At 43.7% G+C, this 13,564-nt stretch carries 13 protein-coding genes; 6 read left to right on the top strand and 7 right to left on the bottom strand.

The features are described from left to right. Positions 1-29 precede the first annotated feature (29 nt). The 3 genes from DF182_RS25230 to DF182_RS25220 form a co-directional block, all read right to left on the bottom strand. Entirely contained in the window at positions 30-2,480 is a 2,451-nt protein-coding gene (locus tag DF182_RS25230; RefSeq protein ID WP_147243540.1) for an ABC transporter permease, read from the bottom strand. A 153-nt stretch (positions 2,481-2,633) separates the two neighbouring features. Further along, positions 2,634-3,479 carry a polysaccharide deacetylase family protein gene (locus DF182_RS25225; RefSeq protein WP_245957547.1) on the bottom strand — a complete coding sequence of 282 codons (846 nt, stop codon included), beginning with the start codon at positions 3,477-3,479 and terminating at the stop codon, positions 2,634-2,636. 217 nt (positions 3,480-3,696) lie between these two features. Beyond that, entirely contained in the window at positions 3,697-4,137 is a 441-nt protein-coding gene (locus DF182_RS25220) for a hydrogenase (RefSeq protein WP_113618538.1), read from the bottom strand. A 67-nt stretch (positions 4,138-4,204) separates the two neighbouring features. Here DF182_RS25220 and DF182_RS25215 point away from each other — a divergent pair, with 67 nt between their 5' ends. Genes DF182_RS25215 through DF182_RS25205 form a run of 3 tightly spaced genes read left to right on the top strand, consistent with a single transcriptional unit; the run spans position 4,205 to position 6,421 of the window. Further along, positions 4,205-4,426 (top strand): hypothetical protein, encoded by a 222-nt coding sequence (locus tag DF182_RS25215; protein WP_113618537.1) that lies wholly within the window; start codon positions 4,205-4,207, stop codon positions 4,424-4,426. An 18-nt stretch (positions 4,427-4,444) separates the two neighbouring features. Next, the gene (locus DF182_RS25210) at positions 4,445-5,326 is read left to right on the top strand and encodes a lysophospholipid acyltransferase family protein (RefSeq protein WP_245957545.1); all 882 of its coding nucleotides are present in this window, start codon (positions 4,445-4,447) and stop codon (positions 5,324-5,326) included. A 60-nt stretch (positions 5,327-5,386) separates the two neighbouring features. Continuing rightward, a complete protein-coding gene (locus DF182_RS25205) occupies positions 5,387-6,421 on the top strand; it encodes a fatty acid desaturase family protein (protein WP_113619726.1) in 1,035 nt (344 codons plus the stop codon). 570 nt (positions 6,422-6,991) lie between these two features. On the opposite strand, the gene DF182_RS25200 is transcribed toward DF182_RS25205, so the two are convergent. From DF182_RS25200 to DF182_RS25190, 3 genes are all read right to left on the bottom strand, one after another. Continuing rightward, positions 6,992-7,804 (bottom strand): alpha/beta hydrolase, encoded by an 813-nt coding sequence (locus tag DF182_RS25200; protein WP_113618536.1) that lies wholly within the window; start codon positions 7,802-7,804, stop codon positions 6,992-6,994. A 49-nt stretch (positions 7,805-7,853) separates the two neighbouring features. After that, a complete protein-coding gene (locus DF182_RS25195; RefSeq protein WP_113618535.1) occupies positions 7,854-8,732 on the bottom strand; it encodes an EamA family transporter in 879 nt (292 codons plus the stop codon). 104 nt (positions 8,733-8,836) lie between these two features. After that, the gene (locus DF182_RS25190; RefSeq protein WP_211327207.1) at positions 8,837-9,418 is read right to left on the bottom strand and encodes a Crp/Fnr family transcriptional regulator; all 582 of its coding nucleotides are present in this window, start codon (positions 9,416-9,418) and stop codon (positions 8,837-8,839) included. Positions 9,419-9,782: 364 nt separating this feature from the next. On the opposite strand from DF182_RS25190, the gene DF182_RS32385 reads away from it, so the two are divergent. Together DF182_RS32385 and DF182_RS25185 are read left to right on the top strand one after the other, a co-directional pair. Further along, complete coding sequence (locus DF182_RS32385) at positions 9,783-9,941, top strand: class I lanthipeptide (protein ID WP_153260016.1); 159 nt, start codon at positions 9,783-9,785, stop codon at positions 9,939-9,941. Between the two features lie 254 nt (positions 9,942-10,195). Next, positions 10,196-11,722, top strand: a complete 1,527-nt coding sequence (locus tag DF182_RS25185; protein WP_147243539.1) for a serine hydrolase domain-containing protein — start codon at positions 10,196-10,198, stop codon at positions 11,720-11,722. Between the two features lie 72 nt (positions 11,723-11,794). Here DF182_RS25185 and DF182_RS25180 read toward each other — a convergent pair whose 3' ends face one another. Continuing rightward, complete coding sequence (locus tag DF182_RS25180; RefSeq protein WP_113618533.1) at positions 11,795-12,547, bottom strand: hypothetical protein; 753 nt, start codon at positions 12,545-12,547, stop codon at positions 11,795-11,797. Positions 12,548-12,986: 439 nt separating this feature from the next. On the opposite strand from DF182_RS25180, the gene DF182_RS25175 reads away from it, so the two are divergent. Further along, positions 12,987-13,547, top strand: a complete 561-nt coding sequence (locus DF182_RS25175) for a GNAT family N-acetyltransferase (protein ID WP_113618532.1) — start codon at positions 12,987-12,989, stop codon at positions 13,545-13,547. The last annotated feature ends 17 nt before the right edge of the window (positions 13,548-13,564 follow it).

The raw sequence follows: 13,564 nt of genomic DNA, 5'->3' as shown, positions 1-13,564 counted from the left end.
CCGCGCCATTTTTGTTGTTTGATATCATATCAGTCTGTAAGTGCCAATATGGGCCGCTTCACAGCAGCCTTCCAGGTTTGAAAGGATACACTCAACAATGCCACCAACACTATCACCAGCGCCGGCACTGTATAAAACCAGACACCTATCGTAATACGATTCGCGTAATCATCCAGCCATTTTGATATCAAAACAAAACCAACAGGCATCGCCACCAGATAAGCCACCAGGATCAGTTTCAGATAGTCTTTCAGAAACAACTTTACAATATCACTTTCAGATGCATACATCACTTTACGGATGGCAATTTCCCGGCTACGCTGAAGAATGGTAAAGGAAGAAAGCGCAAACAGACCTAATGCAGCAATCACCAGTGCCAGGAAAGTAAACAGACTGAATACATTTCCGAACAGCTGCTCAGGTTTATACTGGATATTAAAATGATCTTCGAGGAAGAAATAATCGAAGGGTACATTGCCAAATGCCTGCTGCCACCTGGATTTGAGTACTTCCAGCATGGAAGCCGGATTATCGGCCTGGTACTTTACCAGATAATACTGATTGGTCCACCTTGGATTAAAGAACTTCCTTGGCAGATAAACAACAGGAGTCTTCTGCGATTTTTTTGCACGTTGATAATAATCACTGACCACCCCTACTACCCTGGTGGTTTTGCCTCCATGTCCGAAAGCTCCCTTATCCCATTGTACATTGGCATGCAGGGCTTTGCCCGGATCACTATAGCCCATCAATGCAGCAGCCGATTCATTAACAATAACAGATGATGCATCCTGATCAGAAGCAAGATTAAAGCCTCTTCCGCTAATGCGCTTAATCTCCAGGGCATCAAAAAAATCTTCATCCACCAGTACAATATCTATATCGTTACTCTTCTGGCCATTGACCTTGATGATCTTAGACCGGATTGCCTGTAATTCGTCACCCGGTACTGCTGAAGCAGCGGCCACCTTTTCTATGGCAGGTATTTTCTGCAATTCCGATTTGAGATACTGATACTGATTTTCTTCAAAAGCACCCAGTCCTTTCATCACCACCACCTTCTCCATTTTCATGCCCAGCTCCACATTTTTCATATAGTGGAGCTGCTTAAAAACAGTGACGGTTCCGCAAATAAGCAATACCGCCGATGCAAACTGACCGACGACCAATACCTTTCTGAGTCCGCCTCCCTGCATATGTTTTGCTGCCCTGTCTTTTAGCGCATCTATCGGTTTAAGGGAAGACAAAACAAATGCAGGATATAAACCGGCCGCGAAAGTGCCAACGATCAACAATAACAACAGGAAAACAACCGTAGCCGAAAGGTGGCCGGCTACAGACAAATGTACCTCCACAAAACGTTCAAACAAAGGCAACAGCAGTGTAGTAAGCAACAATGCCACCAGCATAGCCAGCACATTAATAAACAGCGATTCGAATAGAAACTGTCTGATTAATCCGGAGCGATGCGCACCCAGTGTCTTTCTGACTCCGATTTCCTTAGCTCGTTCTATAGACTTTGCAACAGCCAGGTTGATATAGTTGATGTAGCCAATGATCAGGATGAATATACCGATGAGTATCAGGAAATAAAGGGCCGACCGGCTGGTGTTTTTACTTATCCCAAATTTGAGATCGGGACCAAGATGTATGGCTGACAAGGGTTGCAGCACAAATTCAATTTCATCACTGAAGTTCCCCATCTCTGCGCCAAACAAACGTTTTCGCTCCTGCGACATTTTTTGCCCGAGATGTACCGGATCGGCACCATCCCTCAATAACAAATAGTTATAGGTATAATCCCAATGCCACCAGGTACTTCCTTCGTTTAGTCCATGGAAGATAGAGGTAAAGGACAGCAGTGCATTAAACTGAATATGGGAATTGACGGGCGGGTCTTTTATAATGCCAGTCACCTCAAAGGTTTCCTGCTCCAGTTGTCCGCCTGTTTTTATCGTTAGGGTTTTACCAACAATATCGTCCAGTGATTTGAAATATTTCATAGCAAGGGACTCTGTCAGCACTATTGTAAAGGGTTTACTAAGTGCGTTGGCCATACTTCCTCTCAGCATGTTAAAAGAGAACATTTTTAAAAACCCGGGATCCGCAAAATATACGTTGTCTTCACTGATCTTTTTATCTTCATAGCTGATCACTTCTTTCCCAATAAAAGTTTTCACCGGCGCCAAACGCCCATACTCCGCAATTTCCGGGAAGATTTCCTTGGCACCCGGTCCTGTCCAGGGAACGGTGAGCGCCCTGTGATCTTCCTGTACCTTGCCTTTGTTCCAAAGAGAAGTTACCCGGTAAATGTTATTATTATTGATATGAAACTTATCAAAGCTCATTTCAAAATAAACATATTTAAAAAGCAACAGGCAGGCTGCGATAGCGATGGCCAGCCCCATTACATTGATACCGGTAAAAAACTTCTCTTTCCATAGGTTACGGAAAGTGGCGCGGGCAAAGTCTTTGAACATATCGGAAACGTTATATCTAATAATAATTATTATCTTCTCAAAAATAACCGGATTGGCTCCTGCCCTGCATTCTTTCTTCAGCTTGATATGTTGGTGCCACAATAAAAAAGAGATACTCGCCTGAGTATCTCTTTTTATATATCTCCATCTGGTTTATTTTTCCCGGATGGCGGTCCTGTCATTCAATATCAATTCAGCGATCTGGTCTTTCCGTTTGAAAGAAACGCCTTTATGCTGTTGCATGTATTTAATGAGATCATATGCCGTCTTTACCATCTGTGGCGAGCCACCGATACGGTCGTGGAAGCTGATGGACAGCTGTCTTCTTTTAAATTCTCCTTCAGCATACAACTGATCAAAATCTGCCTTTACCTGTGAAAAAAACTGGTCTGTTGAAAAATGTCTTCCTTCAATGAGCAATATATCATTATTTCTCAATGTATAAGGTACCACGGCAAAGTCCCGGTTATTTACCTGGATGATAAAGGGCTCATCTCTGCTCAAATCATCGATATGATAGGTAAACCCAAGCTCCTGCAGTATTTTCAGGGTATTTTCACCTCTGCGCAACCAGTTGGCGTTATATCCTACTGTAGTAGCTCCTGTAACTTTTTTAACTGCGTCCAGCCCATCCTTTATAAATTTCTTTTCATCCTCATAGGGCAGATTATACTGTGCGCTCCAGTTCATGCCATGGGCGGCGGCTTCATGGCCCCGGTCCACTATTTCCTTTGCCAGCTGGGGATTATTGAGTACCGCAGATCCCACCATATGGGAGGTTACCTTAATACCCAGTTTATCCCAGTTATCCAGCATCCGGGGAATGCCTTCCTTGTAGCCATATTGATACCAGGTTGCTGCCGGCAAATCGCTGTATCCTTTTTCCATATTCTGTGGGAATGGGCTCTCCGCATTATCCGGCTGTCCGCCCGATTCGAATTGCATGGATATGGACACGACTAACCTGGAGCCGTCTGCCCATCGGGTGGCTGTTTTCATAGTATGTTCCTGTTTTGGGTTATTTAGTAAATCTGTGAACGGCAAAAAGCTGAGTGCGCCGATTTTACCGGTTTGTTTGATGAATGTCCGTCTTGTGCTCATAAATGGTCAGTGCCGGTTCTTAGCTGTCCCGACTGATACAAAACTCCGACAGATTGCCTGTAAAAGGGCTGTACATTTCAGTGAAAAATCGGTAAATCCAGGGGATACAACAGGGCTATTGAATGCGGAGGCGTTTGTACATACCGATCAGTATAATCACGCAGGCAGCCACCATGGCCAGTGAAAGTGATATCAGCAGGAAAGAGATGATACCATCTACCCAAGGTGTTCCTGGTTGCCCGCCTGCTATAGGCATCATTTTACCGGCACCGGTAATCGCCGCTATTAAAACCGCTACCAGATTGGCGAATGTGCCGAACACCACCAGCCAGTATATTATCTTCAGCCAGGTGGAGGATAGTATCATTTTTTCCCATATCAGTCCGAGTACTATTAAAAATATCCCATTCATTACTCCTTCCAGATGGGCGCTCAAAGCCATTCGCGGATTAGCCATGGAATGGCCGAAAAGGCCGGTAATCAATCCTATCAGGAACAATACAAGGCCAAGAAAGATGAGTTTGTTACCCTGACGGGGCTGAGCGGAGGCTACCATATTTTGGGGTTTATGCAATTAACATTCATCACAGTAAGGTGCTATAAGATAATGATAATTTTAGAAAATGTCTTATATTCCCGTTAGCCGGGTGCTCCGGGTTTCTGGCGCAGGTAAAATTATTTTTTTGCAAACTCGTGGGGGTATCGGCCATATAAAACGTCAAATAGGGAAAATAGGTGCATTTTCAGGAAATATTAACAAAATAACACTTTCGTTACTTACTGGTATTATGAAATATGCTGATTTACAATTATATTTACCACTTTTACTCCTGAAAGAGGAGTGATAACTAAACTTTGTTGAATTGTCAATTATTATTTATTACTGCCTACAACCTGTTATTTATGGTGTGGCACTATTGCCATTCCGTTTATTGTACCTGTTATCCGATGCTATGTATGTGTTGCTTTACTATGTCCTGTCGTACAGGAAAAAAGTGGTAATGAGCAACCTGCGTGCATCTTTTCCAGATAAGAGCGACACAGAACTGAAGCGAATCTGCAAGGATTTCTATCACTACCTCTGTGACATGTTTCTGGAAACATTCAAAACACTTACCATCAGCGAAGCTGAGATGGTAAAACGTTGCAGTTTTACGCCTGCCACCGTAGCATTATTTAATCAACTCGCCGAACAAAAAAAGAGCACCGTACTGGTGATGGGCCATAAAGGCAACTGGGAATGGGCCGGTAATACCTTCAGCATATTGTGTAAGCAACAGCTTTATGTGATCTATCATCCCCTGGCCAACAAACAATTCAACAACCTGATGTATAAAATGCGTACCCGCTTTGGCACCAAATTAATTGCCATGCAGGACACATTTCGTGAAATGGTGAAAAACAGACAGGAGGTAAACGCCACCGCGTTTATCGCAGATCAGTCACCACAACCCGCTACCGCTCAGTGGACCACCTTCCTTCATCAGGATACACCTGTTTCCAAAGGCACAGAGAAGATAGCCCAGAAAATGAACTACCCGGTTGTATATGTATCCGTTATCCGCATCAAAAGAGGCTACTACAGGGTAGAAGCTTCCATGCTGGTAGAAACACCAACGTCCGAAAACGAAGGTGCTATCACGATATCGCATACACGAAAACTGGAACAAGATATTATGGAACAACCTGCAACCTGGCTCTGGTCGCACAGAAGATGGAAGCACAAACGTAGCCAGCCTGTATAAAATCCGGCTTATCATATATAACGACACGGCGAACTTATCATCATTCAACTCAATATGCTTATGCGCGAAGGGAAAGACCTTATACTGGCTACTAAACCCTATGCCAGTGAAATCAGGTCCAGCAGCTGGTTTCATTTATTTACTACACTGGGACTACTTTTAATTGCCCTTACCGGGACCATCATGATTCCGTTTTTTGTCGGGAGGTTAGTCATCAGTATTCTTTCTGGCCTGCTCATTGTGCGGATGTTCGTCATCTATCATGATCATCAGCACCATACCATCCTGCAGCAATCCCGTGTGGCTAACGCCATCATGACCATTTTTGGCCTGTACATCCTGGCTCCCACCAGCATATGGAAACGTTCTCACGATTATCATCACAAACATAATTCAAAACTGTTCAGTGCCAGCATTGGCTCCTACCCTATCGCCACCCGGCAGAAATTTGAACAGATGGGCCGTAGGGAAAGAAGAGCTTATCTCTTCAGCAGACATCCGCTTACCATCCTCGCCGGCTATCTGTCCATGTTCATGATCGGTATGTGTCTGCAATCATTTCTCAGCAGCCCGCGTAAACATCTCGACAGCCTTCTGGCCCTGGTATTACATATATCCGGCAGCGTAGCCATCTGTTATTTCCTCGGCTGGCAGACCTGGATGTTTTTTATCCTGATACCTTTTACTATCTCCTGCAGTATTGGTGCTTACCTGTTTTATGCACAACATAATTTCCCTGGTGTTACCTTCAACGATAATGAAGACTGGTGTTATCACGAAGCTGCCTTGCTGTCATCCAGCTATATGCTGATGTCGCCGGTGATGAACTGGTTTACCGCCAACATAGGCTATCACCATATTCACCATCTGAATGCGCGTATTCCTTTCTATCGGTTACCACAGGTAATGGCCGACATCCCGGAACTGCAAAATGCCAAAACCACCAGCCTCCGCATAAAGGATATTATTGCCTGTTGCAGGCTCAAAATATGGGACCCTCAACTACAACGTATGCTTTCGCTCCGCGAAGCAGCTACCCTGAGAACCCGTGGCTATCAGCCACAGCCAGCTATTGTAACAGAAGCTGTTTCATAAGTTAGTTTATAGCAGCAACGGCTGCACAGATGTAAATCAGCAGCCGTTACTTCAATCATACCATATCCTCTGTTGTATACTGCTTGCACATCCGCAGCAGTATACTCTCCCACACACTCTCTCTGATCGTTTTATCTATTAGCCTAATTCGGCCGGCATTTCATTGAGCCTGCTTATTATCTGATCAACCAATAAAATAAAACTGACAGGTTCGGCGCTATGGAATTCTCCACGGCTAAATGTTTCCTATAAATTACGTGTAACCGTTACCGGTGTAACTAACGGGAGAATATATATTTTCCTCATAACGCCTGATATCAGGCTATTTGGGGAGTGTGGCCTGTTAAAAGGGGAACAACACACATTCGGCTTCTTCACTAGGGAGGACATGACTCCTATGCTGCTCAATAAAAAAACGTGGATAATCGCTACAGGCGAACACAAAGATCTGGTACTTTTTGCCCATTCCCTTTTCATCACCCGCGAAAAACAGAATTTGGTTATCTCTCTAAAAAATTCATTCCCAAAACACAGAAGGCTCCGGAAAATTCCGGAGCCTTCTGTCTATCACTACTGCTTCGATTTAAAGAAAAAATTAAAGAACAAAACCTGGTATTGCGCAGCTTTTGACCAGTATGCATGATCATGTGCACCTTCCTGTTCAATATAGGTATGCGCCACATGTTGCTGGTCGAGGTATTCATGAAGCCGGCGGTTGTAGGGCAGAAAAGGATCGGCAGTACCACAGCCGATAATCAGCTGCTGCTGGCTGAAAACAAAATACCGGGCATTGTCCAGCACATTGTAATATTTCCATTTTGTGCTGTCTGCCCCTACCAGTTTATCAATGCCGAAATCCATCACAAACGGGGTGAAGTCCACAGCGCCGCAAATACTACCCAACACACCAAAATTTGAAGATTGTTTTAATCCGATATACAGCGCACCGTGGCCACCCATACTCCAGCCCATCAGGCCGCGCTGGTCGCGTGATGCCGTAGTCGGATAATGCTGATCTATATAGCTGACCAGTTCCTGTCCGATGAAGGTTTCGTACATACTGTTCTTTTTGACAGGGCTGTTGATATACCAACTGTCATAACCTCCGTCAGGAAGAATGAATATGATACCGTACTGATCTGCCATTTCCGGCAAAGCCGGAATATCTTCTTTCAAAGTTCTGTCGGGATTGCCACTGTATCCGTGAAGTACATATACTGTCGGAAAACGTTGTCCTGCCTTCTTCTGAGCCGGGGATACAACGAGGGTTCTAATGGGTTTGTTCATCGCAGTGCTGAAAACAGCAACAGTATCTACTGTGGCAGCCTTCACAAACAAAACCGGCGCCAGCAGCACCCACAGCATGATAATCGAATGTTTCATATCTATTATATTTAAAAATTAATTACAGGTATTGATGTCCGCAGGAGTTTTATGATTTGCCTGGTTTCAGATTGGCAGCTATGATACCGCTAATGATCAGGGCTACGCCCAGACATTGCAGCGTACTGACAGGCTCCTGCAAAAAAATACAGGCGCAACCGATAGAAACTGGTATTTCCACTGCCGAAAGGATACTCCCAGTTCCTATGCCCACTTTCGGAAACCCTTTACTAAACAGCACAGGCGGCAATATAGTACCGAATGTAGCCAGGAACAGCCCCCATTTCCAGAAGATATCGGGCCGGAAGTCAACTACAATCTGTCTGTTCCAGAAAATGAGAATGGCCAGCAGACCACCCAATACGAGGTACATGGACTTCCGGATTACCGGCTGTTCAAGTGCAAGACTATTGGAGACACCCATTGCAACTGTATAACTCACCGCGGCAAGCATACCAAACAGCACTCCTTTCCAGTCAGGTATAAAATGGGACTCATACACGCCTGTAGCCAGTATGGTTCCTCCCAATACAATGACGATGGCCAAAAGCCTGGACCATGCAGGCATTGCACGTTTCCTGATACTCTCGTACACAATGCCCATCCAGATAGTCTGCATCAGCAGGATAATACAAACAGATACCGGCAGATACTGCACGGAGAGGTAATAGAAGGTGCTGGTAAGCCCGAGGGAAGTACCGCCGGCAATGAGCCTGATTTTTTCTGATAACGGCAGAGGCACTGCCTGTTTCCTTCGCGGCAAAAAAAACTGTAAGAGAAACAGGAATAAGAATCCTGCCAGGAATTGGGAAAATGTGACAGCCCCCGTGGTATAGCCCTGCTGTCCTGCGATTTTTACAAAAGTGGCCAGTACGCCATAACTTGCAGCTCCCATCACCACAAAGAAGGCTCCTTTGAGTCTATTCATGAAAAAATAACCGTTTAACAATCCTTCGCTTTTCAAAAGCGTAAGGCAAAACTAGAACGGTCACTGGGAATAAACATATACATATGTTGATGCCAGGGAAAATTTCACAGCTCTTTGCGGATACGGCTCAGCTGTGTAGGCGTAACTCCCAGGAAGGCAGCAATATGATGCTGACGGAGGCGGTTCACCAACGTGGGGTTGTTTTGAATGAAGTCAAGGTAACGTTCTTTGGCCGTGAGGTATTTAAGGGTTATTTCCAGCTCCTCTTTCCGGGCCACCCAGTTTTCTTCGAGATAGCTGATCCAGAAAAAGGCCAGGTCTGTATAGTTATGCATCAGCTGTTTAAACTGTTCGAAATGAAATTCTATCAGTAGCGTATCTTCCAGGGCTTCGATAGCAAACATACTGGGTGCCCTTTTTACCAGCGCTGCCGTAGATGCTACAAACGAATTTTCAGCAAAAAACCGCTTTATAACGATATCCCCGTTTTCCTGTATTCTATAGTATGACAGCAATCCCCTGCTGACATAGGCAATCTTCTGAGGGATGTCTTCCTGTACCAGATACAGTTCATGTTTTTTCAACTCCCTGAAATGAAGATGTTCTGTGAATGCATTTTTTGCATCCCCGGAAAGCGGAGCATATTGCTCCATAGCCGCAAAGAAACCGGTTAACCTGTTATCCATCTGACCCAAACTATGTAGTTAATAGATGCCAATGTAATTATTATTTGGATGATTCAAATATCTTCCGACTTTTTGACCAATTGTTTTTCATTTTTTTTTGTATTTTTAGATAGTGATACATTGATCAGATTAACCCGTTTGCTTATGTTTTTTTTGAAAAGTTATACCCGATATCGTCACCTGTCAACTCTATTCTTCACGTAAAAGTATAGCCGCGTTTTCCACAGGTATATATAAAGAATGTTACAGCAGGAGATCTCTCCAGGAGAATCTATTATGCTGAATTTACTGCGCTGAATAACCCGCCCATGGCCATATCACATGATTAAAGACAGGGAGGATTTACCATTAAATGTTATGAAACATGAAAAAGAAAAAAATCGCGTTGGCAAAAAAACTGATGCTCAACAAAACAACCGTTAACTCACTGAGTGAACAAAAAAATCAATCAGAAGGCCGTATTTCCTATCACACTTTTATTAATTGTGATGAGGAAGCCCGCAGGAACGGCTATTTCTGCTAACAACAACTGCTGAATAATTTTTTGTCTGAAAAAAACTGATCTGTTACAGATCAGATTGCCCGGACATTTTTGAATCAGCCAATTTGATTGCAGAGAAGCAGCACACATGTGCTGCTTCTCTGTAGCGCTGTATTGTTTGTACCACAACACCCGAATTTGCCTGTTTCGTCACATTATTTACACCTTTCACCACATGTAACAACCCTCTTCGCTGCTTTCCTATAATATTGTCCAGCCTTACCAAAACCCGGTTTATGCGACAATTTATTATCGGAATAATATGCCTGATATCAGCCAGCATACAGGCCCAGCAACGGGACTCCCTCCTGGAAACATACTTTGCCTCCCTCTCCGCTTATCATCTTTATGATGGCAATATCGCATTGGCAGAAAAGGGGCATAAAGTATACGCCTATTCAGGTGGATATGCAGATTACACCGCTCAAAAGCCCAACACAGCACAATCACGCTTCAATCTTGCATCTGTTTCAAAGATATTTACCTCCACAGCTATCCTTCAATTGAAAGATAAAAGAAAACTGAAACTGGATGATGAGGTGGCAAAGTACCTTCCCTCCTTCCCTTTTAAAGGAGTCACCATCCGTCATTTGCTTACTCATACTTCCGGCTTGCCTAACCTTGAGCTGTACGAAGAAGTAATTAAACAATACCCCGATTCAATCATTTTCAATGCCGTTGTTTTACCACTGCTCAGGCAATGGAAGAAAGGACTTTACTTTACGCCGGGAGATCAGTTTCGTTATTGTAATACCAATTACACGCTACTAGCCTTAATCACAGAAAAAGTCACGGGCATCTCCTTTCCCGCCTATCTGGAGGAAAATATTTTCATACCAGCAGGCATGAAAGATACTTACGTATCGATATATGGCAGCAACAAGGATACTCTCTGTGTGAAGCAACAGATAAAACCCACTTATTATGATTCAGTGTACCTCCCTGCTGATCAGGTTAAACGTTATCGGTACAGCGAATACAATAACCAGGCAAGCATAGGGGCATCCAATATCATTACCACCATGGATGACATGATAAAATTCGACAACGCATTCTTTAGCGGGAAACTGTTATCATTGTCCACTGTAGAGGAAGCTATTACCCCTTTAAAACTCAATAACGGAAAGGAATATACGGAGCAGATGGACACCATGCTGGGCGAAGGTACAGGCCAGTATGGTCTGGGCTGGGAAATATTTAATCAGCCGGCATATGGAAAAGGTGTAGGTCATGGAGGATTTAAATTCGGACTGGCCACTTTCTATTATCACAACCTTGACCGAAAACAAATGCTGGTGGCTTATACCAATGGCAACAGCAGATTCGGGGATAACGTAACCTCTTGTTTCTATATGCTGAATAACCAGCCTCCCATACCGCTTGATTTCAAGACATCTGCGGTACGTGCGTATGCTAAAGCACTGATGGAAAAAGGACCAGATCATGCTGCCTGCATGCTCCATCTCTATATGGCTGATACCACACACTATTATTTTAATACCAGAGAGATGAATTTTCTTGGGTATGATTTCCTGTATCAATCCAATCATAAATCGCATCAACAATGGTCGCTGGAAACATTTAAACTCAATACCTTTCTGGACCCAGCCAACTTCAATACCTACGATAGCTACGCAGAAGCCTTGCTGGAATGCGGGCATAAAGAGGATGCCGTGATTATGTACAGGAAGTCACTTGAATTGAATCCGGTCAGTCAAGATGGTATCAAGGCGATGAAGAAACTGGGGTTAATGAGGAAATAATATCCCCTAAAAGAAGAAGGCTGGCCCAAAAGTATTCTTTTACTTTTGAGCCAACCCCATTCACTTGTTCGATTACCGGCAGAAAGGCACGCCAGTGTAAGCAGCTGTAGTGTTCACACCTTTGTATGAATTGGTGGGTATGTCGTACCGCGCATACTGGTTACCTCTGAAGATATACAACTGTGGAGTAGGATAGTTCCAGGTATCCACATAAGTGGCGTCGAAGGTGCTGAAAGGCACGCCAGGATAACCACTGGCAATGTTGTTCACACCTTTGTAGGTATTGGTCAGGATGTCATAGCGGGCATATTGTGTACCACTAAACAGCATCAGCTGGGGGGTGGGATAGTTCCATGTATCCACATAAGCCGCATCAATGGAGGTGAAAGGCACGCCGGCGTATGCAGAGAGGCTATTCACTCCTTGGTAGGTATTAGTGAGGATATCATACCGCGCATACTGGTTGCCTTTGAAAATATACAGCTGTGGAGTAGGGTAACTCCAGGTATCCACATATGCTGCATCAAAGGAACTGAAAGGCACGCCAGCGTAGGCAGAGATACTGTTCACACCATTGTAGGTATTGGTGATCACATCGTAACGGGCATACTGATTATCATGAAAAATGTACAGCTGCGGTGTCGGATAATGCCAGGTATCTATGTAAGTGGCGCTGAAACAGGAGCCTACCGCCTTGGCACTGACACCTGCATTTAATGTGCTGTTTTTTACAGTGGGGGTCTCTTCTTTCATGTTGCTTTTCTGGCATGACTGGTTAATCAATACCATAGAGCCGCTGATGACCAGGGCAAATAATCTTTTCATGTTGAGGGATTTTGGGTTTTAAAGTGGATAATAAAAATTAACAGGATTATCAAATACTTCGGTTATTTAACTACCAATGGGATATAGTGTGGTTGTCACTATCACAATTGCACACAACGAAAATATTTAAAAATACGAATACCAGCATTAAAATTTTAGACTGGATAAGTAAGAATACATTCACAGGAAGCCCAATGGTGGTGCCTACTTGAGAAGTTTGACAGCCTATACATTTAATACTTCATCATTAAAAATTCAGTTCGTTATCCTAATTAAATACAATTAAAAACTACGAATCATTTTCTCATTTTCCTTTTGTTATAACTTTACTTAGAAAGTATTTATGAAATAAAATCATAGTATAAAAACGACATTTTTTGATCTTCGTTAGATTTTCCCATAGCTAAATAGAATACATTCGCGTAAAGGATTAACAGCAATGTCTATATTTTTAAATGATATCATTACCCCGCGTTTGATAATACGATTATTGGGAGAAGAAGTTACCAACGCTTGCCTTGACAATAACCTGGAAACAGCTCAGCAACTACTGCATGCTACTATTCCGGCGGAATTTCTAAATGAACTCAACAGCCTGCAAAACGACTGCCGCCAGCTCCGGGAAGATCCGGCTTACAGGCCATGGGCATCCAGGGCTATCCTCCTGAAAAACGAAATGAAAACGATTGGTCTGGTACGTTTCCATAGTAGCCCGGAGCTTCATGCTGACAAGCCATACCGGAAAGGAGCAGTAGAACTTGGATATCACATTTTCTCAGACTACAGAAGAAAGGGATATGCGCGTGAGACTATCCTGGGGCTTATTGATTGGGCAGCAGTACATTTTTCTGTGCACCGTTTTATTGTTTCCATTTCGCCGGAAAATTTACCTTCTTTGGAACTTGCCCGGTCTTTTGGTTTTATCAAAACAGATGAGGTGGTGGATGAAATAGATGGCCTGGAATATGTCTACCTGCTGGACCGGCAGCTTAATACCTGATACTGTTACAGAGCGAG

The sequence above is a fragment of the Chitinophaga flava genome (genome assembly GCF_003308995.1).
Lineage (GTDB): Bacteria > Bacteroidota > Bacteroidia > Chitinophagales > Chitinophagaceae > Chitinophaga > Chitinophaga flava.
The sequence above is the reverse complement of the archived record's forward strand: the minus strand, read 5'-3'. Positions and strand labels throughout refer to the sequence as shown.